Here is a 25,485-nt window from a genome sequence, read left to right on the forward strand (position 1 = left end):
CAGCAAAATCACAAGAATTATTTTGATAGTTTTCATCCTAAACCTTGAATCGGTTTTGATGCACTTTACTTGATAGAACAAAGATGCTCAACACAAACTGATAAAGTTGACACTGTTGCAACCGATGGGTAATTCGTCATGTTTAAAAAGTTTTTCCTATTGACCTGCCTGCTCCTAACTGTGTGGACAGGTGTGCTCGCGCAAGACAAACCAGCGGCACCTCGCGCCCTACTGGCTCGACCGCCTCAGTCAGGGGCTGAACCCATGTTGCTGCTGGGCCCCAAAAATCGTCCCTACTCTGAGATCTTGGTGCACACCACCAAACTGGACTACTTCGATTGCAAGGGCATCGTTGCACCTTGGTTTCGTGAGCTTATCGTGGCCGAGATGAACTATTTTGCCGAATTGGTCGAGCTGCCTTTCGTCAAAGGCGACGCCTGCGTGGTGAGTATTGGCACCGAAAAAAGCCTGACACCTGGTCGCATCAATATTCATCTGTACGTCAACGAACAACGCCTGAACGCCTGTGTGCGCAATGAGCAATGCCCCGTATTTCGTAGCATCAGTCTGATACCGAAAGACACTGTGTTGTATCGTTCTTACTTTTTGTCAGACATGTCGCGTAAGCTGATTTCCCAGCAGTGTGTGACTGACAAGGGCAAACTTCACACTGACACCACGTGTTACAGCGTCCAATAAGCCTTTTTGACCACAGGTGCTAAAGCCCCACCTTGAAAAGCCGATCTTGTAGAGATATGCGTTTTTCTACTTCCACATTCTTTGCTTTCTCTCTTGTTCTGACTAACCTATTTGGCGCGTCAGCGTGGGCCAGCGACCCTCCCAAAAAGCCGGAAGTCAAGGAGGAGCCCAAAATCATCTATGTAGAAGAGGAAGGCGAACTTGGGCGCCGAGGCAACGTTTACAAGCGAGTGGCCAAACCTAAGTTTGAGGAACCCGAGCCTCTACCTAAGCCACCGTTTCCTAAGCCTCCTGAGCCACCCAAAAAGGAAGACTCTGGTAAAAAAGACGGCGGGCATGGAGAGCCTAAAAAGGAAGAAAAGAAGGACGAAGGTAAAGGGGCCGATCCCAAAAAAGATGAAAAGAAAAAAGATGATGGGCATGGCGGCGGTCATGGCAAAGACGCAAAGAAGCCCGAAGTCGCAGCTCTTAGCGCCGTTTATGACGCGTCTGTGATCAAACTCGATCCCAACAACCGTCCGTTCACACCGGTTGCGTTTACCAATGCGTATGCCGACTACTTTGTGTGTCACAAGACCATCAAAGCAAAGTACCGCGACACCGTTCTAGCCGAGATGAACACGTTTGCTGACCGCATGGGAATTCCTCGAGCCCAAGATATGCCTTGCATGATCAAAGTAGCAAAAGCGAATACAAAATTCCCAGGGTCAATCTACATTGAGTTTTATGTGGATGACAAGGCTGAGAAGGCGTGCATCAAAAAGGGCGAATGCGGCTCTACGCGTCTGATGATGCTGCACCCAAAAGACAAGACCGGCAAAAAGAGCCAGGAACTTTATCGGTCCTACGTGCTGACGGATGAAAAGAAGTTTCGCCGCGCCAATTTCTGTGTTAGCCCTGAAGGCCAACTGTTGGGCGAAAAGCATTGCTATGTGGTGTTGAACCCTGATTGGCTTTTCAACTAAGCAATTGCTTTAAAAAATTGGCCTGTCCGACAGGAATCGAACCTGTGACCCACAACTTAGAAGGTTGTTGCTCTATCCAACTGAGCTACGGACAGAAATGAAAAAAGGCCCCGAAATTCGAGGCCTTTTTTGCTTTTTTGGTCGGGGCGATAGGATTCGAACCTACGACCCTCTGGTCCCAAACCAGATGCGCTACCAGGCTGCGCTACGCCCCGATTCGGATATTCTAACTCATAATATGTTGATGATTTCTAATTCGGCTACTCAACTGAGCCCTCTCAAAGGGGTGCGCGTCCTCACCCTCGCCTTGAACCTTCCCGGCCCAGCCGCAGTGATGCGGCTGCAAACCATGGGCGCCAAATGCACCAAGCTTGAACCACTTGCACCCACTGGCATGAGCACCGCAGACCCGATGGGGATTTACAAGCCTGAAGCCTACGAAGAAATGCACAAAGGCATGAAGGTGCTGCAAGCCGATTTGAAATCTGAGCGAGGACAAGCAACGCTTCACAATCAGCTGTCGCAAACCGATGTGCTGATTACGTCGTTCCGTCCATCAGCATTGGTCAAACTGGGTTTGGCTTGGAAAGAATTACACAAGAGCTATCCTGCCTTGTGCGTGGTGAGCATCGTGGGTGCACTGGGTGCGCGTGCAGAAGAAGCTGGACACGACTTGACATATCAAGCTGAGAGTGGTCTGGTGAATGGCCTCGACATGCCTGCAAGCCTGTATGCCGACATGGGTGGCTCGCTACTCACCACGGAGGCAGTATTACAAGCTTTGCTGCTGCGTCAACGACCAGGCCGCGCTCATGGCAAAGGCGTGTTCCACGAAGTAGCGTTAAGCGAAGCCTCAGCCTATCTCGCTCTGCCGCGAACGTGGGGCCTCACACTGCCAAATGGCGATGTGGGCGGCGCACATGCAGGCTACAAGGTCTACCCCTGTAAAAATGGACGTGTTGCCTTGGCAGCACTTGAACCGCACTTTGGTGTGCGTTTATGCGAAGCAGCAGGATTAGCCAAAGAAGCTACCACGCAAATGCACAAGCGCAGTACGCACGAGGGCATTGCAAAGTTCTTAGCTACACAAACACGCGCACAACTCGAGAAGCTGGCTAGCAACAAAGACATACCGCTACACACATTACCGCGCTGATCAAGGTCCGAACAACATCACTTAGCACTGGCTGGCTAATGCACCAACCATGCAAAGTGCAGGCTCAGCTCAAATGTCGCAAAGGATGCGCCGCTGCAGGCCAAGGACTTTCGAAAAACGGCAGCACCATCTCAGGCGTGACATCAGCAATGCGTTCGGGTTGCCATTTGGGTGCGTTGTCTTTGTCCACGACCAAAGCGCGAATGCCCTCCACCGTCTCGCTGCTCACACCGCGGCGGGACAGATGATCTGTTTGAAAACAATGACGCACCAAGTCTCGTTCCATGCGAAGGTCTTGTGCAAGCGTCATGTGGCGGCCACGGCGAATTTGCTCTAGCGTGACGCACAACATCAAGGGCGACTGATGGTGCAAGGCTTTCAAGGTTTGAATTGACCAATCATCTGTACCCTGCAAGGCTTGTTCCATCGCAGCAACCGTAGCCAATCCAAACACACAATCAATCGGCGCGTTGAGCCATACCGGCGATTTAGCCATGGATGTTGCCGTACTGGCTTGGCATTGTTCACGCAGCCAAGCTACTACCGCCTCGCCACTGGTCCAGTCTTGCTGACGCAAGGTTTCCCACATCTCAGGCAAAGCGGAAGAATCCACACACATATCAGCCAAGCCAACGTGAAGTGCATCGCCGCCGCGCAACACATGGCCCGTCAGAGCCAAGTATTCGCCAAAGTGGTGAGGACATGCAACGCCATGACAACGACTTAAGAAATAACCGCCCCCCACATCTGGGAACAAACCAATGTGCGTCTCAGGCATCGCCATCTTGGTGCGCTCGGTCACCACGCGCAACGCAGCGCCTTGGCTGATGCCCATGCCGCCGCCCATGACGATGCCGTCCATCAACGCGATGTAGGGTTTGGTGTAATTTTGAATCAAATAGTTGAGGCTGTATTCCTCAGTGAAGAAGTCTTCCAGCGTCGCATCGCCGCTCAAAGCCGCTTGGTGAAAATAACGTATGTCACCGCCTGCACAAAAGGCACCAAATGGGCCTTCTTTGTTGCTGCCGCGCACCACCACTGCCCTTACCTGTGCATCGTCTTGCCACTGCTGCAACACGTGATTCAGCTCGCGCACCATAGCCAGTGACAACGCATTCAAAGCCTTGGGGCGGTTAAGCGTGATCAAGCCTAAATGGCCCACGCGTTCTGCGTGAACATCAGTGGTGAAGGTGGTCATGATGACTCCTTAAATAAAGCCGTATTTTCTTCAATAAAAAATCGTCACGCGAGCATCACATGAACCCGCGCGACACATGAAAGATCGAGACATAAAAAAGCCGAGGTAGGCCTCGGCTTTTAGTGCAGAACAAATAAATTACTTGTTGCGCTTGCGATCGCTTTCAGTCAAGAAACGCTTACGCAGACGAACGCTCTTAGGTGTGATTTCAACCAACTCGTCGTCTTCAATGAACTCGACGCCGTATTCGAGTGTGAGGTCAATCGGAGGCGTGATCTTGATCGCATCCTCTTTGCCAGAAACGCGGAAGTTGGTCAGCTGCTTCGTACGTGTGGCGTTAACCACCAAGTCATTGTCACGGCTGTGGATACCCACAATCATGCCTTCATAGACAGGGTCGTTCGCCTTGACGAACATGCGACCACGGTCATCCAACTTGCCCAAGGCGTAAGTAAAAATTTCACCCGCATCCATGGAGATCAACACGCCGTTCTTACGACCACCGATGTCGCCTTTGTGTGGCTCGTAGCTGTCGAAGATGTTGGAGATCAGTCCGGAACCACGTGTCAAGTTCAAGAACTCGTTGGTGAAACCAATCAGACCACGCGCGGGGATACGGTATTCCAAACGGACACGACCACGGCCATCAGGCTCCATGTTCACCAGTTCACCTTTGCGTTCACCCAAAGCTTGCATCACGCCGCCTTGGTGAGTTTCTTCGATGTCAGCCGTGACCAATTCGATAGGCTCATTGCGCACACCGTCCACATCGCGGAACACCACGCGAGGCTTAGACACCGCCAATTCGTAGCCTTCGCGGCGCATGTTTTCCAACAAAATCGTCAAGTGCAATTCACCACGGCCCATGACTTCAAAGATGCCTTCTTCGTCAGTTTCATTGACGCGCAGCGCCACGTTGTGTTGCAGTTCTTTCTGCAAACGGTCCCAAATTTGACGGCTGGTCACGTACTTGCCTTCACGGCCAGCCAATGGGCTGGTGTTCACGCAGAAGTTCATGGTCAGTGTGGGCTCGTCAATTTTGAGCATAGGCAAGGGTGCTGGGTTTGTCGGATCAGTCACCGTCACGCCGATGTTCAGATCGCCAATACCGTTGATCAAGACGATGTCGCCAGGGCCTGCTTCCGTCGCTTGCACGCGGTCCAAACCTTGGAACTTCAAGACTTGGTTGATACGGCCTTTGGTTGCGGTGCCATCAGGTCCTTCCATGACAAGCACGTCCATCATGGGTTTGATCGTGCCTTGGCTGATACGGCCAACACCGATACGGCCGACGAAGGTCGAAAAGTCGAGTGCGGAAATTTGCAACTGCAAGGGTGCTGCAGGGTCACCTTGTTGTGGCGGCACATGGTTCAGAACCGTGTTGAACAAGGCCGACATATCTGGGCCCCACTGTTCACCAGGCGCACCTTCGGTCATCGAGGTCCAGCCGTTGATACCCGAGGCGTACACCACGGGGAAATCCAACTGCTCGTCGGTGGCACCAAGTTTGTCAAACAAGTCAAAAGCGGCGTTCACCACTTTGTCTGGGTTTGCACCCGGCTTGTCCACTTTGTTCACCACCACGATTGGCTTCAGACCCAAGGCCAACGCCTTCTTGGTCACGAAACGTGTTTGAGGCATGGGGCCTTCTTGCGCGTCGATCAACAACACGACGCCGTCAACCATTGACAAGGCACGTTCAACTTCGCCGCCAAAGTCAGCGTGGCCAGGAGTGTCGACAATGTTGATGTGCGTACCTTCCCAGCTTACAGCGCAGTTCTTGGCCAAGATGGTGATGCCGCGTTCACGTTCGATGGCGTTGTTGTCCATCACGGTGTCGACCACTTTTTCGTGCTCGGCAAAGGTGCCGGACTGACGCAGCAACTGGTCGACCATGGTGGTTTTACCGTGGTCAACGTGGGCGATGATCGCAATGTTACGGATTTGTTTACTCATGCTTTTCTCTTCCTTTATGCCTGCTTAGCCAGCGCGGGCTGGTTGACAGGCGATCTTTTCAAAATTTGTTGAATTTCAAGGGGACTCAACAATCGTCCCGGAATCAGTTCTCCCGCTTTGACATGGGCACTGCCCAACAAAGCCGGAGGGTTTTCTCCAAATACAGACACGCGATCAAGATCCGGCCAGTTACCACGTCGACGAACGCCGCTTAGGAATCGACCTGAATTTTCGCTATCCAAAGTGACGGTTGTGTGATCAGGCAGCAGGCACTGCACAGGCATCAAGCGCGCTTCGCGTTGGGGCTCATCCATGGCTGATAAGTCTTCCAAGGTCACGCATTCCGATACTTCAAACGGACCCGTCACGACACGACGCAAGGCGCTCAAATGGCCGCCGCAGCCCAAGGCTTCGGCAATGTCTTCACCCAAGGTTCGGATGTAAGTGCCTTTGCTGCACGTCACGCGTAAACGTAAAAATGGTGCTTCGCCCTCGAGTTGCATCTCTAGCAACTCTAAATCGTGAATCACCACTTGGCGGGCTTCGCGCTCAACCGTTTCGCCGGCACGGGCGTATTCGTACAAAGCTTTGCCGTCTTTTTTCAAGGCACTGTACATGGGCGGCACTTGAGCAATCGGCCCCATGAAACGGTCGAGCACTTCCACCACTTGCCCCACCGTACAGGTGACGGGACGCTTTGAAATGACTTCACCTTCGGCATCCGCCGTGGTGGTTTTAAGCCCTAAGCGAACGGTGGTTTCATAAGTTTTATCAGCATCCAAATGGAGTTGGCTGAATTTGGTCGCAGCACCAAAACACAAAGGCAACACCCCCGTGGCCAAAGGGTCTAGGGTGCCAGTATGTCCCGCTTTTTCAGCGCGCAGCAACCACTTGACTTTTTGCAAGGCCTGATTGCTAGACAAACCCAAAGGTTTGTCTAGCAGCAACACGCCGTGCACAGGGCGTCGTTGCACCTTGGCACGTGGTGTGCGAGTGCTGGCAGCCATATCGCTCATGTCAGTCGTCCTTCGCTTTGGAGGCGACTGCCTTGGCGATCAAAGCGTTCATATCAGACGCGTGTTCGGGCGTGCGATCGTAAACAAAATGCAAGGTCGGAACAGTGTGAATGTGCAAGCGTTTGAACAACCCATTGCGCAGAAAACCAGCGGCTTGGTTCAAGCCCTCGCTTGTTTTGACTGGGTCACCATTCAAAACACTGAAGTGCACTTTCGCATGGGCGTAATCCGGCGTGACTTCCACACCTTGCAGCGTGACCATGCCCACGCGTGGGTCTTTCAACTCACGCGCGATCAAGTCGGCCAGATCACGTTGGATCTGGTCGGCCACTTGGTAGCTCCGGTTGGGGGTGCTGGTCGGTTTGCGTGCCATGCTGGATTGCCTATTGAAAGTGCCACTCACGCTTTACAGCGTACGTGCCACTTCTTTGATTTCGAAGAACTCCAACACATCGCCTTCGACGATGTCGTTGTAGTTCTTAACCGTCAAACCGCACTCAAAGTTCTCTTTGACTTCTTTGGCGTCGTCTTTGAAACGCTTCAAGCTGTCGAGTTCGCCCGTGAAGATGACCACGTTATTGCGCAACAAACGCAACTTGGCGGTACGTCGCACCAGACCTGAGGTGACCATACAACCCGCGATCGCACCAATCTTGCTGACGCGCAGCACTTGGCGGATTTCGGCAGTACCGATAACTTCTTCTTTCTTGTCGGGTGTGAGCATGCCTGACATGGCCGCTTTGAGTTCGTCTACAGCGTCATAAATGATGTTGTAGTAGCGAATATCCACGCCATTGTTCTCGGCCAATTTGCGCGCACCGGCATCGGCACGCGTATTGAAACCGATGATCACGGCCTTTGAAGCAATCGACAAGTTCACATCGCTCTCGCTGATGCCGCCCACAGCGGCGTACACCAACTGAACTTTGACTTCGGGGGTTGACAACTTGAGCAACGAGGCTGCCAAAGCTTCTTGCGAACCTTGCACGTCGGCTTTGACGATGATGGGCAAGAGTTTGACCTCACCAGACGTCATGTCGGAGAACATGTTCTCCAACTTCGACGCTTGTTGCTTGGCCAACTTGGTATTGCGCACACGGCCAGCACGGTAGGTTGCGATTTCGCGGGCACGACGTTCGTCTGTCATAACCATGAATTCGTCGCCGGCTTGTGGCACTTCCGTGAGACCTTGAATCTCGACAGGAATCGACGGGCCCGCTGATTTGATGGATTTGCCGTTCTCGTCCAGCATGGCGCGCACGCGGCCATAGGTTTGACCGCCCAGAACCACGTCGCCCACATGGAGCGTACCGGACTGAACCAGTACCGTGGCCACTGGACCGCGACCTTTGTCCAAACGCGCTTCAATCACCAAGCCTTTGGCCATGGCATCGACAGGTGCTTTGAGTTCCAAAATTTCGGCTTGCAAAAGCACTTGCTCGAGCAACTCATCAATACCTGCACCGGTTTTGGCGGAGACTTCGCAGAAAGGTGAATCTCCACCAAACTCTTCAGGCACGACCTCTTCGGACACCAGTTCGCCTTTGACGCGTTCTGGGTTGGCACCGGGTTTGTCAATCTTGTTGACCGCGACCACGATTGGAACGCCAGCAGCTTTCGCATGCTTAATGGCTTCTTTGGTTTGCGGCATCACACCGTCATCCGCAGCAACCACCAAGATCACGATGTCGGTTGCTTTGGCACCTCGGGCACGCATGGCCGTGAAGGCCTCGTGACCGGGCGTGTCCAAGAACGAAATCATGCCGCGTGCTGTTTCCACGTGGTAGGCACCAATGTGCTGGGTAATACCACCGGCTTCGCCCGAAGCGACTTTGGCGCGACGGATGTAATCCAACAACGATGTTTTGCCGTGGTCAACGTGACCCATGACCGTCACCACAGGGGCGCGAGTCAGGAATTCAGATTGATGCGCGGACGCTTCTTCTTCAGTAAATGCCTCAGGATCATCCAACGCGGCAACTACCGCTTTGTGACCCAGTTCCTCAACCAAAATCATGGCGGTGTCTTGGTCCAAAGGCTGGTTGATGGTGGCCATTTGGCCGAGCTTCATCAACTGCTTGATCACTTCAGAAGCCTTGACCGCCATCTTGTGGGCCAATTCGCCCACGGTGATGGTTTCGGGTACGTGCACTTCCAGCACGCGTGCTTCGACGGCGGCTTGTGGTGCGCGATCATCGTCACGGTCGCGGTCACGTCGGCCTTTAGGGCCTCCACGCCAGCTATTACGGCCCACGCCACCACTTGCGTCACCGCGTGTTTTGATGGCTTTCTTTTTGGCTTGATCATCGGCCCAACTTGAAGACAGCTTGGCGCTCTTGACTTCTTTGTTGGCAGGCGTGGCTGCACCGGGGGCTGCAGGTGCAACAGAACGTGCACCCGCACCCGGTGTTCCAGCGGGCTTGTGCAAAGTGCCTTTGAGGGCTTTGGGGTCAGGAGTTGGCTCAGGCTTTTTGGCCACCATTTGCTTTTGTGGCGTGCTCATCATCAAGCGAATGCCTTCAGCCTCAGCCAAAGCTTTGCGACGACGGGTATCCAAATCAACCGCACGGGCTGTGTCCTCGTCGGCACGCGCTTTAGAGACAGCAGCAGCGGCTAAACGGGCCGTTTCAACAGCCTCCAAACGAGCAGCAGCTTGTGCGGCTTGCGCTTGGCCATCCGACAGAGCTTCTGCAGCTTTGGTTTCAGATGCAGCAGTGGCAATCACGGCTGTAGATTCGGCTAGCGCCTTGGCTTTCACTGCTTCTTGCTTGGCTTGCTCTTTGGCTTCTTGCTCTTCACGCAAGCGGCGTTTTTCGGCCAGTTCTTCTTCTTGGCGACGGATCAGCTCAGCTTGGCGGCGTGCTTCTTCTTCACGGCGGGCCAACTCGGCATGATCAATCGCCGGCACAACAGGCTCATGCACGACAGCGGGCTCGACTGGCACGTCAGAACTCTCGTCTTCATCGCGTTTGACGAAGGTGCGCTTCTTACGCACTTCCACTTGAATGGTGCGCGCTTTGCCTGTGGCGTCGGCTTGTTTGATCTCGGTGGTCGATTTCTTGACCAGGGTGATTTTCTTGCGCTCGGGCGATGCAGTGCCATGGCTGGCTTGCAAGTGGCTCAAGAGCTTTTGTTTGTCACCTTCGGTCAGCACATCGCTGGCCAAAGATTTGGCGACACCGGCTGCCTTGAGTTGATCAAGCAGGGTGTCGGTTGGTTTTTTGAGTTCGCTGGCAAACTCGGCTACGGTCGTACTGGACATATCTGTTGTTCCTCGCCATGACCATTACTCTTGACCCGTGAACCAATGTTCACGTGCCTTCAAGATCAGGGCTTTGGCCTCTTCTTCGCTTTGGCCGGTGATGGCTGTGAGCTCGTCTACGGCCAAATCGGCCAAATCGTCACGGGTGTGTACGCCGCTCTCAGCCAACTGGGGCAAGAGCTCCGCATTCAATCCTTCGAGGTCACGCAAATCTTGCGAAACTTCTTCGACGCTCTCTTCGCGTGCAATTTCTAGGGTGAGCAGCGCATCCTTGGCACGTGTGCGCAACTCGTTGACAGTGTCTTCGTCAAAGCTTTCAATTTCCAACATCTCTTGCAAGGGCACGTAGGCCACTTCCTCAAGGCTGGTGAAGCCTTCTTCAATCAAGATGTCAGCCACTTCTTGGTCCACGTCCAACTTGGCCATGAACAATTCACGGATGCTGAAAGTTTCGTCAGCTTGCTTCTGAGCCGACTCAGCCGCATCCATGATGTTGATTTTCCAGCCCGTCAGCTCAGCTGCCAAACGCACGTTCTGACCACCGCGGCCAATGGCGATGGCGAGGTTTTCCTCATCCACCACCACATCCATGGCGTGACGCTCTTCGTCCACCACGATGGAGCTGACGTTGGCAGGCGCCAAAGCACCAATCACAAACTGCGCTGGGTCTTCACTCCACAAAACGATGTCCACGCGCTCGCCAGCGAGTTCGGTGGTCACGGAGTTCACGCGAGTGCCACGCACACCCACGCATGTACCGATAGGGTCCACACGTTTGTCATGAGAGATGACAGCAATCTTGGCGCGCGAACCGGAGTCACGGGCACATGATTTGATTTCGAGCATGCCTTGTTCGATTTCCGGCACTTCGTGGCGGAACAACTCCACCATGAACTCAGGCGACGAACGCGACAAGATGATGGGGGCGCCGCGCAAGGTCAGGTCTACGTCCATGATCATGGCGCGCACGCGGTCACCACTGCGGAAGTTTTCCTTAGGAATCATTTCGCTGCGACGCAAGCGGCCCTCGACGCGACCGGACTCAACGATCAAATCGCCCTTGTCCATTCGTTTGACCGTTCCGACAAAAATCTTGTCGCCGCGGGACATGAAGTCGTTAAGCAACATTTCGCGCTCGGCATCACGGATCTTTTGCAAAATTACTTGCTTTGCCGCCATCGCACCGATACGGCCGATCGGCAAAGACTCGATGCCTTCTTCGATGTACTCGCCCTCTTCAACGTCAGCCACGCGTTCGCGAGCGTCCATCAACATTTCTTCAGATTCCGGGTTTTGCAAACCAGCTTCGTCAGGCACGACCAACCAACGACGGAAGGTTTCGTACTCGCCCGTGTCGCGGTCCACCGCTACGCGAATGTCCACTTCACCTTGGTACAACTTCTTGGTAGCTTGGGCCAGCGCCAACTCGACGGCGCCAAACACCACATCGCGTTCGACGTTTTTCTCGCGCGAGATTGCCTCGACCAGCATCAACATTTCGCGGTTCATGATCGGTTACTCCTTCTCTTACCTAAGTTCAACGGGGCTGTTTGCCCTTGAAATCCACTATCGGAGCCAAACGTGCTTCTCGCAGCTCGTCCAGCGTGAAACCCAGTGCGTGCACTGGCATTTCGGCTAATCTTTTGGGGCTAATTTTTTGACCGGGCTTGGCCTTGACTTCGTCACACCAAGTGATTTGCCAGCCTGCACCATCATCGGTGCGCTCTAAGGTGCCACGAAATTTTTTACGACTCGCTGCCACTTGGCCCACGGCAGCAGCACCAATGGGCGCCTTAAGGGTGAGGTCAACCTCTTCGCCCACAAAGCGCTCGAAATCAGCTTGGTGACGCAAGGGTCGATCAATACCAGGAGAGGACACCTCAAGTCGGGCGTATTCAGCACCCTCGACTTCGAGTGCAAATTGCAGCTGGCGTGTCACGCGCTCGCAATCTTCCACATTGATAGGCTGCGCAGGTGTGCCAGCCGTCCAAGGCATGTCGATCGTGATGCGCAAGAGACCTCCGGCGGAGCGTTCAATCTCTACCAGGTCGTAACCTAAGCCGGTCACTGTTTGTTCTACGGTTTGCTGCAAACTCACGTCGAGAAATAGCCTTTAAATTAAATGTTCGAAAAACAAACGACCAAAAAAAACGAGCGGTAATTACCCGCCCGTTTGGTCGTGAAGCGCATATTGTAGCGCCTAAATGCTTGATTATCAAAGGATAAAAGGACTTTTTAAACCTCATCCCCCACCAAAATCTTGGTGTAGGCAGCTTGAGGATTGTTCAAAACTTGCTCAAATGAACCCGCCTCCACCACCTTGCCGGATTTCATGACCATCACATGATGCGCCATGGCACGGATAACGGATACATCGTGGGTGATGAGCAAATAGCTCAAGCCCCGCTCCCGCTGGAGCTTTTGCAAGAGTTGCAACACTTGGAGCTGAATAGTGGCATCCAAGGCACTGGTGGGTTCGTCCAACACCAGCACCTGCGGTTCGACCACCAGAGCCCTGGCAATCGCCAAGCGCTGACGCTGACCACCAGAAAACTCATGTGGGTAACGCTGCAACAAACCGGGAAACTCGGTTTCGGTCAACCCCACCGCTGCCAAGGTGACCAACATACGGCGCAAACGGCCCAGTTCATCCAACTCAGGGGCGTGCAGGGTTAAACCCTCAGACACCAACTCTTGCACGTTCATACGCGGCGACAGCGAGGAAAACGGGTCTTGGAACACGACCTGCACTTTGCGGCGCAGCGGCAAATCTTGAGCAGCTTTACCTTGCCAAGCCGCCCCGTCAATGGTCAGTGTGCCCTCAGAGGGTATCAGGCCAAGCGAAGCCAAAGCCAGTGTGGTTTTACCCGAACCCGATTCGCCAATCACACCTAGGGTTTGACCCGCCCGCAAATCAAAGCTCACGCCCTGCACTGCCACAAAGTTTCCGGCCTTAAACCAACCTCGCCAACCCGAGAGACGGATGGGATAGCGCACACGCAGCGCTCTTGCCTGCATCACCACAGGCGCATTACTTTTAGCTGCCACTACGTTGCGCGGTGGTTGGCTATCAATCAGTTTTTGAGTGTAGGGATGGCTGGGATGAGTCAGCACCACATCGACCTGACCCGACTCCACGATCACCCCTTTTTCCATGACCAAGACTTGGTCGGCAAAGCGGCGAACGGTATTGAGGTCGTGTGTGATCAGTAGCACGGCCATGCCGAAGCGCTTTTGCAAGTCATTCAGCAAATCCAAAATCTGCCCACGCAAAGAAACGTCCAACGCAGTAGTGGGCTCATCAGCCACCAACAAGCGTGGGCGGCATGCCAATGCCATGGCGATCATCACGCGTTGGCGCTGCCCTCCCGACAACTGATGCGGGTAGGTTCTGGCACGACGCACGGGCTCAGGAATACCAGTGAGCTTAAGCAGCTCGATAGCTTCATGCCAACCTTCTTCACGCGACATACCGCGCTTAACTTCAAGGACTTCTGAAATTTGCTCGCCCACCATCATGAGGGGGTTCAAAGCTGTCATGGGCTCTTGAAACACAAACGCAATGTCTTGCCCCCTGATGTTCACCAATTCGCGCTCAGTGAGTTTTACCAAATCCCATGTTTGCGGCGCATCGGTGGCGTCAGGCTGTAAAGATTCTGCGTCTTGCGCGGTCCACAACACGCGGCCAGACACGCGCGCACCTTCGAGCAGCTTGACAAAGCTCAGTGCAGTCACGCTTTTGCCTGAGCCTGATTCACCCACCAAGGCCATTTTCTCGCCAAGGTCTAAGTTGAAACTGATGCCTTTGACAACATCTTCGGTTTGAAAACCAATCCGTAAATCACGCACTTGAAGCAAAGGCAATCTCATGAGCGGGTCTTTCGCGGATCTAGCGCGTCGCGCAGCGCATCACCCATGAAGGTCAGCAGCATCAAGGTGAGCACCAGTACGGCAAAGGTGGACAAGGAAATCCACCATGCATCAATGTTATTTTTGCCTTGTGCCAACAACTCCCCCAAGCTTGGCGTACCAGGCGGCACGCCCAAACCCAAAAAGTCCAACGAGGTGAGCGACAAGATGGCGGCACTCATGCGAAAGGGCAAAAAGGTGACGACGGGCGTTAAGCTGTTGGGCAACACGTGACGCCACATGATTTGTGTATCTGACAAACCCAACGCACGTGCGGCACGCACGTAGTCAAGTTGGCGGTTGCGCAAGAACTCCGCACGAACGTAGTCAGACAAGCCCATCCACCCGAACAGGCCCAGCAAAATCAACAGCAAGGTGATGCTAGGGTCAAACACCGCTGAAAAAATAATAAGCAAATAGAGCTCTGGCATGGCACTCCACACCTCGATGAAGCGCTGCATGGCAAGGTCAGTCTTACCTCCAAAGAAGCCTTGCAAAGCGCCCGTCAAAATGCCGATCACCGTACCAAACAAGGTGAGCGACAAGGCAAACAACACCGAGATGCGAAACCCATATAGCAAGCGCGCCAACACATCGCGCCCACGATCATCGGTCCCCACCCAGTTATCGGACGACGGAGGCGCAGGGTTTGGCACTTTGGCAAAGTAGTTCAACGTGCTGTGATGGTAGGGAACGGGCGGGTACAAAGCCCAGTTACCGGGCTTGTCAAATTGGGCTTGGATGAAGGGGTCGAGGTAGTCGGTGGGCGTTTCAAAGTCGCCACCAAAGGTGGTCTCGGGCTGGTTAAAAACAATGGGCATGTAAAAACTGCTGTTGTAACGAGCTAGCAAGGGCTTGTCGTTGCAGAGCACTTCGGCCAACAAACTGAGGCTAAAGAAAAACACAAATAACACCAAGCTGTAAAAGCCCAAGCGATTGCGCTTAAACCTTAGCCAAGCACGCTGTGTGGGCGATAGAGTGGCTTCAGTCAAATTTGACACGTGGGTCCACCCAGACATAACAAAGGTCGCTAATCAACTTGGTGACCAAGCCAATCAACGTAAACAAATACAAAGTGCCCAACACTACGGGGTAGTCACGGCGCATCACACTCTCGTAACTCAACAACCCCAAACCATCGAGCGAGAACAGAGTTTCAATCAAAAGTGAGCCTGTGAAAAATGCGCCAATGAAGGCTGCTGGAAAACCGGTGACCAATGGGATAAGCGCGTTGCGAAACACATGACTCCAAATGACCCGTCGCTCAGACAAACCTTTGGCGCGGGCGGTCAGCACATATTGCTTGCGAATCTCTTCCAACATGGCGTTTTTGGTGAGCAGCGTGATGACAGCAAACGCGCCCAAAACACTGGAGGTCACGGGCAGCACGATGTGCCACAGATAGTCGGTGATGCGCGCACCAAACGAAAGTTGCTCCCAATTGGCAGAGGTCAAACCTCGCAGCGGAAACCATTGCAGTTGGCCACCAAACACAACTAAGAGTGCTACGCCCAACACAAATCCGGGAATAGCAAACCCAATCAACACCACCAAGCTGCTGACCAAGTCAAAGGCGGATCCCGCTCGGACAGCCTTGGCTACGCCCAGTGGCACAGAGATGAGATAACTCAAGAAAAAAGTCCACAGCCCTAAGCTGATGGAAACTGGCATTTTTTCTTTCACCAGCTCCCACACAGTTTTGGGATAGAAAAAACTTTTGCCCAAATCAAACACCGCAAACTGTTTAAGCATTTGCCAAAATCGCTCTGTGGGTGGTTTGTCAAAGCCGTATTGCTGACGAATTTCTTCGATGCGTGCCGCGTCCACACCTTGACGGCCACGGTAGCCCGCACCCGCTACGGCGGCGCCCTCACCGCCACTGTCTCGCCCTTGCAACTGCGACACCATCTGTTCAACTGGTCCGCCCGGCACAAACTGGATCACCGCAAAGGTCATCAACAGCACACCAAACAAGGTGGGGATCATCAACAGCAAACGTTTGAGAATGTACGAACTCATGGTGCACGCTCCGCTCTTTTGGTGGCAGCCAAGGTGGCGCGGTTATCAATGGTGGCCCACCACGTGTTGGAAGCCCAAGTTTCTGGCTGGTAATACCGCGGTGTCACCGCAGGCAACTCGAAGCGACCATTGCGCCATGCCACTCGATGCACGCCGCCATACCAATGCGGCACGCTGTAGTGTCCGTGGCGCAGCACGCGGTCTAAGGCTCGCACCGCAGTGATAAGTTGGGGCCGAGTTTTAGCTGAAATGACGTTTTCTAGCAAAGCATCGACCGCCGGATCTTGGATGCCAATGAAGTTGCCTGAGCCCTCGGTGGTGGCGGCCTTAGAGCCAAAGCGCTCCATCAACTCTGTGCCCGGCGACTCGCTGCCCACAATGCGGTTGCTGATAATTTCGAAGTCAAACACATCCAAGCGTTTTTGCAAAATCGCAAAGTCAATGACTTTGTAGGTCACTTTAAAACCCAGCTTCTCCAAGTTCTTGGTGTAGGGCGTAATCACTCGTCCCATTGAGCCGGAGTTGTCTAAAAACTCCACCGTGAAAGGCTCGCCTTGTGGGTTACGCAAAGCGCCGTCGCGGTAGGTCCAGCCAGCCTCTTCCAGCAAAGCCTTGGCGCGTCGCAAATGGTCACGCAAGGTTTCGCCTGAAATGGGGTCTAGAGAAGTGTGCGGCGGTTGTGGCACTGCATCTTTGAAAACACCGGGAGAAAGTTTGTCACGCAAGGGAAGTAGCAAGGCCAGCTCGGCTGCATCAGGAACACCTGTGGCTTCAAAATCACTGGCCACAAAATAGCCGCGCACGCGCTGGTAAGCACCATAAAACAACTGCCGGTTCATCCACTCATAGTCCATGGCCAAGCCAATGGCCTCGCGCACTCGGGCATCTTTGAACTTGGATAGACGGGTGTTGAACATAAAGCCCTGAAAGTCGCCCGCATTGCCGTGTTTAAACTCGCTCTTCATAAGCTCACGGCTGACAAACTGCTTGCCAGTAAAACCCCTTGCCCACTCGCGTGCGATGAACGACTGCACCAAATCAAATTCGCCCGCCTTGAATCCCTCAAGTTGTGCCGTGCTGTCTTTGTAAAGGCGGTAGGTGATCCGGTCAAAATTGAACAAACCTTTGCGGACATTGAGGTCACGCGCCCAGTAGTTGTTGTCGCGTTCGTAGCTTATGTCGCGACCAAACACCACGCGTCCAACTTTGTAGGGGCCGCTGCCAATCGGAATATCTGTGACGATTTTGTCAAACGGCTTGGCACGCCCCTCCTCAGCCCCCCAATATCGACTGAACACAGGCATACCACCCACAATCAATGGCAACTCTGGGTTGACACGTTTGAAATCAAAACGCACGGTTCGCGGGTCCAACACGGTCACGGCCGCCACTTCTGCATACAACGTTCTGAACTGCGGTGCGGCCAGTTTGCTAATGAGCTGCTCAAACGAATATTTCACATCCTCCGCCATCACTGCTTCGCCATTGTGGAAACGGGCTTGCGCACGAAGCTTGAAAGTAGCTGAGCGGCGGTCCGCCGCCACGTTCACGTCCTCTGCCAACAACCCGTAAGAAGTGGTGGGCTCGTCCATGGTGCCCGTGAGCAAAGACTCAAACACCAAACCGGCCAAGCCAGGGGCTGCATTGCCTTTGAGGGTGAAGGGGTTGTATTTGTCAAAGCTCGACAAGCGTGAAGGAGGCACCAGAACCAGTTCGCCACCTTTGGGTGCAAGCGGGTTGGCATAGTCAAAATTTTTAAAGTTGGCAGGGTATTTGATGTCCCCAAATTGGGCGTACGCATGCCCCGCCCACGAGGGGCCAGAACACAGAAACGCCAACAAAATGAAGAAGCTACGCATGCGACAATTCTGCAAGATTTTTTTGGAGAGATTTCATGAGTATAAAAACTGGTTTCCTGTCTGGCAAAAAGCTGCTCATCACGGGCGTGTTGTCTAACCGTTCCATCGCTTATGGCATCGCCAAAGCTTGCCACGAACAGGGTGCCGAGTTGGCATTTAGCTATGTGGGTGAACGCTTTAAGGACCGTATCACAGAGTTTGCCGCCGACTTCGACTCGACGCTGATTTTTGATTGCGATGTGGGCAGCGATGACCAAATAAACCAAATGTTCAAAGACCTGTCGGCCCACTGGCCAACGTTTGATGGCTTTGTGCATAGCATTGGCTATGCGCCACGCGAAGCCATCGCTGGCGATTTCTTGGAAGGTTTGTCTCGCGAAGGCTTTGCCATAGCGCACGACATCAGCGCTTACAGCTTCCCCGCCATGGCCAAAGCCGCTTTACCCTACCTCAACGACAACTCTGCCGTGCTGACCCTGTCATACCTTGGCGCCATCCGCACCGTACCTAACTACAACACCATGGGCTTGGCCAAAGCATCGCTTGAAGCCTCGGTGCGTTATTTGGCCGAATCCTTGGGTGCCAAAGGCCGCAAACTGCGCGCCAACGGCATCAGCGCCGGCCCCATCAAAACCTTGGCAGCCAGCGGAATCAAGGGCTTTGGCAAAATTTTAAGCGTGGTGGCTGAAGCCTCACCCATTCGCCGCAACGTGACCATCGAAGATGTGGGCAATGTGGCTGCGTTCTTAATGTCTGACTTGGCAGCCGGCGTGACTGCCGAAATTACCTATGTGGACGGCGGATTTAGCCAAGTTGTAGGTGGCATTGCAGAGCCAGTAGGCGAGTAAGCTGGCGCTCCTGGCCACGAGGGTGGCCAATTTTGCGGGCGATCTGCCCCAAGGAGAAGGCCATGCAACGCCGTGATTTACTTTCACGCTTTTCCCTAGGTTGTCTGGGCTGCCTAGCCTTACGGCAGGCCTCAGCTTTAGAGGCTCCCACGATTTGGCTGGCTAGCCCTTATCAAGGCAATGAAAGTCTCACCGACTATTGGGTGAGCGAAAAATACGACGGTATTCGAGGCTATTGGGACGGCCAACAACTTCTGAGTCGAAGCGGCAAAGTGCTCAACCCACCCGCTTGGTTTGTGCAAGGCTGGCCCTCAACTCCATTTGAAGGCGAGCTTTGGGCGGGGCTAGGCCAGTTTGAACAAGCGGCATCCGTGATTCAGCAAAAACAGGCGCCAGACAACGAATGGCATGCCTTGCGATTCATGGTGTTTGACGCACCAACCTCCGCCCAGCCATTTAGCGAACGTATTGCCCTCTACCAAGGCTTAGTCAAGCAAATTGGAAAACCATGGGTGCAAGCGGTGGCGCAAAACCAAATTCAATTGCATGCAGAGTTAAAAACATTGCTGCAAAAAACGGTTCTAAAAGGCGGCGAAGGCTTGGTACTACACCGAGGCAACAGCATGTACCAAAGCGGCCGTAACGGCGAAGTGCTCAAAGTCAAACAGCACGAAGATGCCGAAGCCAAAGTGGTGGGGCACGAGGCAGGCCAAGGTAAAAATACAGGAAGCACGGGCGCGTTGTGGGTGGAAACGCCGCAAGGCTTGCGCTTTAAGCTAGGAACGGGCTTGAGTGATGCCCAAAGGCAAAACCCACCCGCTGTGGGCCAGTGGGTCACTTACCGCTTTCGCGGATTGACTGACAAAGGCCTACCGCGTTTTGGCAGCTTTGTTCGCATCAGGCCCACTATTGAACGTTGACGCCTAAAGTCTTTAGCCCGGCTTAGACTTTTACGCAGTCAGCGAAATAACGCCTCACACCATCTTCACCATCGACCTCAACCAAACCGTGTATGTCGGTTTCAAACCCAGGGCACTGCAGGTTGAATTCGCGTGCGAACTTGAGGTAATCGATGATCTTCTTATTGAATACTTCACCAGGAATAAGCAACGGAATACCCGGTGGGTAGGGCGTGACCAAGCTGGTGGTGATGCGGCCAAGCAATTCGTCCACGGGCACGCGCTCGGTGTTGCGGTGTGCGATTTGTGCATAAGCATCGCTAGGTTTCATGGCGGGCGTGAGGTCGCTCAAGTACATCTCAGTGGTCAAACGTGCAATGTCGTACTTGGCGTAAAGCGTGTGCACATGCTGACACAAGTCGCGCAAACCCATGCGCTCGTAGGCACGGTGCTTTTGGCAAAACTCGGGCAGGATGCGCCACATCGGTTGGTTGCGGTCGTAGTCGTCCTTAAACTGCTGCAAAGCCGTCAACAACGAGTTCCAACGGCCCTTGGTGATACCGATGGTGAACATAATGAAGAAGCTATACAAGCCCGTCTTCTCCACAATCACGCCGTTTTCAGCCAAAAACTTGGTGACGATGCTTGCGGGAATGCCGTTTTTATCAAACTTGCCCGTCAAATCTAAACCAGGCGTGACGATGGTGGCTTTGATGGGGTCCAACATGTTGAAGCCATCGGCTAGGTTGCCAAAGCCATGCCACTTAGACGACTTGCCTTTTCCTTTGATGATCCAGCTGTCGGCGCGGCCAATGCCGTCGTCTACCAACTCATCCGGCCCCCACACTTTGAACCACCAGTCTTTGCCGTACTCGTCGTCCACCTTGCGCATGGCGCGGCGAAAGTCTAGGGCTTCAGCAATGCTCTCCTCGACCAAGGCAGCGCCACCGGGCGGCTCCATCATGGCAGCGGCTACGTCGCAGCTGGCGATGATGCTGTACTGGGGGCTGGTGCTGGTGTGCATCAGATACGCTTCGTTGAACAGATGACGGTCCAACTTGGTTTTCTGTGAGTCTTGCACCAATACATGGCTGGCTTGGCTGATACCCGCCAGCAACTTGTGAATCGACTGAGTGGCATACACCACCGAATGCATGGGACGCTCGCGCTTTTTACCCATCGCGTGGTAAGTGCCGTAAAACGAATTGAAAGCCGCATGTGGCAACCACGCCTCGTCAAAGTGTAAGTTGGCCACATAACCGTCCAACATCTTCTTGATGGTTTCAGTGTTGTACAACACGCCGTCGTAGGTGGACTGAGTGAGGGTCAAAACGCGGGGCTTGACCTTTTTGGCATCGACCCCTTTGAGCAAAGGGTTGGCCTTGATCTTGGCTTGAATCGCAGCAGGCTCAAACTCGCTTTGAGGAATCGGGCCGATGATGCCATAGTGGTTGCGCGTAGGCTTCAAAAAAACCGGCACAGCCCCGGTCATGATGATGGCGTGCAGTACCGACTTGTGACAGTTTCTGTCCACCACCACCACGTCATCGGGCGCAACGGTGTGGTGCCACACGATTTTATTAGAAGTGCTCGTGCCGTTGGTCACAAAGAAGCAATGGTCGGCGTTGAAGATACGGGCTGCATTACGCTCGCTCTCGCCAATCGCGCCGTTGTGGTCCAACAGCTGACCCAACTCTTCCACTGCGTTACACACGTCGGCACGCAACATGTTTTCGCCGTAAAACTGGTGATACATCTGTCCCACAGGGCTCTTCAGAAACGCCACGCCGCCGGAATGACCAGGGCAATGCCATGAATACGAACCGTCTTCTGCGTAATCGAGCAAAGCCTTGAAAAACGGCGGCTGCACACCTTCTAGGTAACTTTTGGCTTCACGAATGATGTGACGCGCCACAAATTCAGGCGTGTCTTCAAACATGTGAATGAAGCCGTGCAACTCGCGCAAGATGTCGTTGGGTAAGTGGCGCGAGGTTTTGGTCTCGCCGTAAACATAAATCGGCACGTCTGCATTCTTGCGACGAACTTCTTCGATGAAGTTACGCAGATTCAACACCGCAGGATCCAGATCGGGGCCAGGCGTGAACTCTTCGTCGTCAATCGACAAGATGAAAGCACTGGCGCGAGACTGCTGTTGCGCAAACTGGCTAAGGTCACCATAGCTCGTGGCTCCCATGACCTCATAGCCCTCACCTTCAATCGCATCGGCTAGCGCACGAATGCCCAAACCTGACGTATTTTCAGAACGAAAATCTTCATCAATGATGACGATGGGAAAGCGAAATTTCATGCGGAGCTCCGGGCGTGTGATGCAAGACAAAACGAATGCGGCGAAGTGTACTCGCCCACTGTTACAATGTTGTGCTTCGGAGCGATGGATGAGTGGTTTAAGTCGCACGCCTGGAAAGCGTGTGTGGGTTAATAGCCCACCGAGGGTTCGAATCCCTCTTGCTCCGCCACTAATTAATTTCAAATCAGCCAATGGGCTGACTAATCACAATACCCTTTCATCTTAAAAAAAGCTCCTAATGGAGCTTTTTTAATTTTTCGATGCAGATGAATCTCGATTTGAGAGCTATTGACTGGCTAGGCTGGCCATATAAGCATCAACTGCTGCTTTCTTGAGCTTTCCTAATGACATTCTTGGCATCAACGTTGCTGTTAGCAGCCGCTGAGCTGATGGGGTTTTGAATCACTAAGCCCAACAAACGTGCGCCATGCTCGACGGCGATCGAGCCATAAGAGATATCGCCCTGCACCACTGAATCTTTGTGGAATTCCACGCGCTCTGCAGCGTAGATATTGCCTTCTACCTTGCCAGCCACCATCACACGATGTGCTGTGATGTCACCTGAAACCTCGCCGGTTTTGCCAATGGCGACAGTGACCTTGTTGTCTTTGGTGGTTTCAATGTTGCCAACCACTTTACCGTCAATGCGCACACTGTCGAGCAAGACCAAGCGTCCATAGATTTGAGTGGTACGGCCAATGATAGTGTCGAAGCGCTCTTGCGAGGGGGACAGTGATTTATCTCTGAGTTTTTCAAACATGGTTGGCCTTCTTGAGAGTCAGATCAATCACGGCGCAGTGGCAGTGGCTTGTAACAACATTTGGGTGGGGTTCAAAACACGGTCGTTGCGTAGCACTTCGTAATGCAAATGTGGCCCAGTCGAACGACCCGTGCTGCCCAGTTGGGCAATTGTTTCGCCACGCTGAACCTTTTGGCCCACCTCCACCAAGCGCTTACTTAAATGCGCATAACGGGTGACGAAGCCCTCCACATGGCTTACTTCAATCACATTGCCGTAGGCGGTATCCCACCCAGAACGGGACACTAAGCCAGCAGCTGAAGCGACGATGGGCGAACCAATTTCGGCCACAAAGTCTAAACCTTCATGCATCGCCAGCTGCCCTGTGAAGGGGTCATTGCGAATACCAAAGCCGCTGGTCACACGAAAGTCCTTTGCCATCGGAATGCCTGTGGGCAAGGCATGAAGCCAGCTAAGCTGAGAAGACCAATTTTGAGATAGATTTTTCACAGCCGCTTCAGTTTGACTGAATTCATCTATGGCAGAAGCAAAATCTTGAATCAAATCACGAGATGGACTGCTTTGAAATCGCAGTGGCAGCCAAGGACCGCCACGCGCATCATCTTTTTTGATGTATTTATCGCGCAAACTGGTTGGCGTTGCAACTTCCATGAAACGATTTTTAAGTGTTTCAAGCTGACGAATTTCTTGAACAGTAGCGCTCATTGTTTGGCGCAAATTGTCTAGACGCTCACGGTAAACCGCCTCAACTTTTTGCTGCTCGGCCTCTGTGGTGACGCCGCCCATGCTGCGCGCTAAGCCAGGACTCATTTCAATCGCGATTCGAAAACCGATAAAGTGCAACAACACGCCAAACGTCACCAGCACAAACGCTGAGGCGCAGACTGCAGTCAGCACTTTTTTCGCTGTAATAGAAATGGTCCGCACCGAGGCGGTGGGTCCAGACACCCACATCAATTGCATATGTCGCTCCGAAACTTGTCAGGGATGCTGTGAGATGGCTCGCAGTTGGAGTGAGAATTGTAGGGAGTTCTATTCACGAAAGTCATTTAAATTTGAAGTAAAAAGTCAAGAAACATAAAGAACACCTTTGAACTCAAAAAATCCATAAAAATAGACATAAACGAATGAAATAACTAAATGAACATCCCGTGGTTAGAGCAAAATACGTCACTTCCGCCTCCTGAAGCTGCACAAAAAAAAGGCAGCGATTTGGATGGATTGGTTGCCGCTGGTGGCGGGCTGTCGGTTGAACGCTTGTGCGAGGCCTACCAACAAGGTATGTTTCCGTGGTTCAGCCAGGGACAACCTGTACTGTGGTGGTCCCCAGATCCGCGCATGGTGCTCAAAACGGCAGATTTCAAACTTCATCGCTCGCTTCGCAAAACCTTGCAGCAGTTCATCGGCAACAGCGCGTGTGAAATTAGGATTGATCATGATTTCAACACCGTGATTCGACAATGCGCACATGCCAGCCGAAAAGGTCAACCCGGCACTTGGATTGTGGATGAGATGATCTCGGCCTATGAAGCTCTGCATATCGCAGGCTTTGCGCACAGTGTTGAGACTTGGCGCGGCGGTCAATTGGTAGGAGGCTTGTATTGCGTCTCCATCGGTAATACCTTGTTTGGCGAGTCCATGTTTGCCGTGCAAACGGACGCATCAAAAATCGCCCTTGCCGCCTTGGTGGCGTTTGCACGCACGCATGAGCTGCCTTGGATAGACTGCCAACAAAACACCCCACACCTTGCATCTTTAGGCGCACTTGAAATGCCACGACCTGAGTTTTTAAAACAAGTACGAAGCGCTCGCAAAGACGCCCTTCGCGCGTGGTTGTTCCACCCCATGTATTGGCAAACTCTTATTTCTACCAGAGCCCCGCTATGACCCACGCCCGTGATTTGCCCATGCAAACCGTGCAGTTTTACGCCACGGCGCCCTACCCCTGCAGCTACTTACCCAACAAAACAGCACGCTCACAAGTGGCAACACCCAGCCACATGGTTAACAACGATCTTTATACAGAGTTGGTGAACGTTGGATTTCGGCGTAGCGGCCTTTTTACCTATCGCCCGTATTGCGACAGCTGCCGGGCCTGCAAACCCTTGCGCGTGGATGCACAACATTACAAACCCAATCGAAGCCAACGTCGCGCTTGGGCTCAGCACCAACACTTGGACGTGCGGGTCTTGAAGCTGGGCTTTGACCCTGAACATTACAACTTGTATCTGCGCTACCAAACCCTTCGCCACGCTGGCGGCGGCATGGATGATGACAGCACAGAGCAATACAGCCAGTTTTTGCTACAGAGCCGTGTCAACACGCGGCTTGTCGAGTTTCGCGAGCCTTCTGACTCAAAGGAAGCGGGGTCGCTCAAAATGGTCTCGATTGTGGATGTGCTCAATGATGGCTTGTCTGCCGTCTACACTTTTTACGATCCAGAGTCGCACACCAGCTACGGCACCTTTAACGTGATGTGGCAAATTGCACAAGCAAAAAAGCTGAACCTGCCTTACGCCTATTTGGGCTACTGGATAGAAGACAGCCCCAAGATGCGCTACAAAGCCGACTTTCACCCTCACGAATACTTGGTAGACGAAGCATGGGCGAAAGCTGATTTCACATGATAAA

At 53.2% G+C, this 25,485-nt stretch carries 21 protein-coding genes and 3 tRNA genes; 8 read left to right on the forward strand and 16 right to left on the reverse strand.

Translation table 11 applies throughout. From position 1 onward, the window contains the following. Positions 1-159 precede the first annotated feature (159 nt). Together ABWP81_RS05345 and ABWP81_RS05350 are read left to right on the forward strand one after the other, a co-directional pair. On the forward strand, positions 160-699 hold the full coding sequence (locus ABWP81_RS05345; RefSeq protein WP_353140109.1) for a hypothetical protein: 540 nt from the start codon (positions 160-162) through the stop codon (positions 697-699). 56 nt (positions 700-755) lie between these two features. Beyond that, complete coding sequence (locus ABWP81_RS05350) at positions 756-1,664, forward strand: hypothetical protein (RefSeq protein ID WP_353140111.1); 909 nt, start codon at positions 756-758, stop codon at positions 1,662-1,664. Positions 1,665-1,682: 18 nt separating this feature from the next. On the opposite strand, the gene ABWP81_RS05355 is transcribed toward ABWP81_RS05350, so the two are convergent. After that, positions 1,683-1,759 (reverse strand) — tRNA-Arg (locus ABWP81_RS05355). A 43-nt stretch (positions 1,760-1,802) separates the two neighbouring features. Further along, positions 1,803-1,879: transfer RNA gene (locus ABWP81_RS05360), tRNA-Pro, on the reverse strand. A gap of 29 nt (positions 1,880-1,908) precedes the next feature. Between ABWP81_RS05360 and ABWP81_RS05365 the strand changes: the two genes are divergently transcribed. Then, entirely contained in the window at positions 1,909-2,820 is a 912-nt protein-coding gene (locus ABWP81_RS05365; RefSeq protein WP_353140113.1) for a CoA transferase, read from the forward strand. A gap of 64 nt (positions 2,821-2,884) precedes the next feature. Here the strand turns inward: ABWP81_RS05365 and ABWP81_RS05370 are convergent, their stop codons facing one another. The 11 genes from ABWP81_RS05370 to ABWP81_RS05420 all read right to left on the reverse strand — a co-directional run bounded on the left by ABWP81_RS05370 (position 2,885) and on the right by ABWP81_RS05420 (position 18,039). Beyond that, positions 2,885-4,018 (reverse strand): enoyl-CoA hydratase/isomerase family protein, encoded by a 1,134-nt coding sequence (locus ABWP81_RS05370; protein ID WP_353140115.1) that lies wholly within the window; start codon positions 4,016-4,018, stop codon positions 2,885-2,887. 138 nt (positions 4,019-4,156) lie between these two features. Further along, positions 4,157-5,974, reverse strand: coding sequence for a translational GTPase TypA (typA, locus tag ABWP81_RS05375; RefSeq protein ID WP_353136526.1), 1,818 nt, complete (start codon positions 5,972-5,974; stop codon positions 4,157-4,159). A gap of 14 nt (positions 5,975-5,988) precedes the next feature. Next, complete coding sequence (gene truB / locus ABWP81_RS05380; RefSeq protein ID WP_353140117.1) at positions 5,989-6,990, reverse strand: tRNA pseudouridine(55) synthase TruB; 1,002 nt, start codon at positions 6,988-6,990, stop codon at positions 5,989-5,991. Position 6,991: 1 nt separating this feature from the next. Beyond that, complete coding sequence (gene rbfA, locus ABWP81_RS05385; RefSeq protein ID WP_353136532.1) at positions 6,992-7,363, reverse strand: 30S ribosome-binding factor RbfA; 372 nt, start codon at positions 7,361-7,363, stop codon at positions 6,992-6,994. Between the two features lie 33 nt (positions 7,364-7,396). After that, entirely contained in the window at positions 7,397-10,252 is a 2,856-nt protein-coding gene (infB, locus tag ABWP81_RS05390; protein ID WP_353140119.1) for a translation initiation factor IF-2, read from the reverse strand. A gap of 24 nt (positions 10,253-10,276) precedes the next feature. After that, entirely contained in the window at positions 10,277-11,761 is a 1,485-nt protein-coding gene (nusA, locus tag ABWP81_RS05395) for a transcription termination factor NusA (protein ID WP_353140121.1), read from the reverse strand. Between the two features lie 28 nt (positions 11,762-11,789). Further along, positions 11,790-12,350, reverse strand: coding sequence for a ribosome maturation factor RimP (rimP, locus tag ABWP81_RS05400; RefSeq protein WP_353131726.1), 561 nt, complete (start codon positions 12,348-12,350; stop codon positions 11,790-11,792). A gap of 137 nt (positions 12,351-12,487) precedes the next feature. Beyond that, on the reverse strand, positions 12,488-14,122 hold the full coding sequence (locus tag ABWP81_RS05405; protein WP_353140123.1) for an ABC transporter ATP-binding protein: 1,635 nt from the start codon (positions 14,120-14,122) through the stop codon (positions 12,488-12,490). Further along, positions 14,119-15,180: an ABC transporter permease gene (locus ABWP81_RS05410; RefSeq protein ID WP_353140125.1), complete on the reverse strand. Its 1,062-nt coding sequence runs from the start codon at positions 15,178-15,180 to the stop codon at positions 14,119-14,121. Before ABWP81_RS05410 ends, ABWP81_RS05405 begins: the two co-directional genes overlap by 4 nt. Next, positions 15,146-16,180 carry a microcin C ABC transporter permease YejB gene (locus tag ABWP81_RS05415; RefSeq protein ID WP_353140127.1) on the reverse strand — a complete coding sequence of 345 codons (1,035 nt, stop codon included), beginning with the start codon at positions 16,178-16,180 and terminating at the stop codon, positions 15,146-15,148. The genes ABWP81_RS05410 and ABWP81_RS05415 overlap by 35 nt, the downstream gene beginning before the upstream one ends. Next, on the reverse strand, positions 16,177-18,039 hold the full coding sequence (locus tag ABWP81_RS05420) for an extracellular solute-binding protein (protein ID WP_353140129.1): 1,863 nt from the start codon (positions 18,037-18,039) through the stop codon (positions 16,177-16,179). The genes ABWP81_RS05415 and ABWP81_RS05420 overlap by 4 nt, the downstream gene beginning before the upstream one ends. 35 nt (positions 18,040-18,074) lie before the next feature. Here ABWP81_RS05420 and fabI point away from each other — a divergent pair, with 35 nt between their 5' ends. Together fabI and ABWP81_RS05430 are read left to right on the forward strand one after the other, a co-directional pair. After that, a complete protein-coding gene (gene fabI / locus ABWP81_RS05425; protein ID WP_353131731.1) occupies positions 18,075-18,887 on the forward strand; it encodes an enoyl-ACP reductase FabI in 813 nt (270 codons plus the stop codon). A gap of 62 nt (positions 18,888-18,949) precedes the next feature. After that, positions 18,950-19,807, forward strand: coding sequence for a DNA ligase (locus tag ABWP81_RS05430; protein ID WP_353140131.1), 858 nt, complete (start codon positions 18,950-18,952; stop codon positions 19,805-19,807). Between the two features lie 22 nt (positions 19,808-19,829). On the opposite strand, the gene ABWP81_RS05435 is transcribed toward ABWP81_RS05430, so the two are convergent. Next, positions 19,830-22,094 carry an Orn/Lys/Arg family decarboxylase gene (locus ABWP81_RS05435; RefSeq protein WP_353131733.1) on the reverse strand — a complete coding sequence of 755 codons (2,265 nt, stop codon included), beginning with the start codon at positions 22,092-22,094 and terminating at the stop codon, positions 19,830-19,832. A 78-nt stretch (positions 22,095-22,172) separates the two neighbouring features. On the opposite strand from ABWP81_RS05435, the gene ABWP81_RS05440 reads away from it, so the two are divergent. Then, positions 22,173-22,263, forward strand: a tRNA-Ser gene (locus ABWP81_RS05440). 147 nt (positions 22,264-22,410) lie between these two features. Here ABWP81_RS05440 and ABWP81_RS05445 read toward each other — a convergent pair. After that, a complete protein-coding gene (locus tag ABWP81_RS05445; RefSeq protein ID WP_353131734.1) occupies positions 22,411-22,854 on the reverse strand; it encodes a bactofilin family protein in 444 nt (147 codons plus the stop codon). Positions 22,855-22,881: 27 nt separating this feature from the next. Next, the gene (locus ABWP81_RS05450) at positions 22,882-23,817 is read right to left on the reverse strand and encodes a peptidoglycan DD-metalloendopeptidase family protein (RefSeq protein WP_353131736.1); all 936 of its coding nucleotides are present in this window, start codon (positions 23,815-23,817) and stop codon (positions 22,882-22,884) included. A 177-nt stretch (positions 23,818-23,994) separates the two neighbouring features. Between ABWP81_RS05450 and aat the strand changes: the two genes are divergently transcribed. Further along, on the forward strand, positions 23,995-24,741 hold the full coding sequence (gene aat, locus ABWP81_RS05455) for a leucyl/phenylalanyl-tRNA--protein transferase (protein ID WP_353140133.1): 747 nt from the start codon (positions 23,995-23,997) through the stop codon (positions 24,739-24,741). Further along, positions 24,738-25,481 carry an arginyltransferase gene (locus ABWP81_RS05460; RefSeq protein ID WP_353140135.1) on the forward strand — a complete coding sequence of 248 codons (744 nt, stop codon included), beginning with the start codon at positions 24,738-24,740 and terminating at the stop codon, positions 25,479-25,481. Before aat ends, ABWP81_RS05460 begins: the two co-directional genes overlap by 4 nt. The last annotated feature ends 4 nt before the right edge of the window (positions 25,482-25,485 follow it).

The sequence above is a fragment of the Limnohabitans sp. genome (genome assembly GCF_040401135.1).
Classification (GTDB): Bacteria; Pseudomonadota; Gammaproteobacteria; order Burkholderiales; family Burkholderiaceae_C; genus Limnohabitans.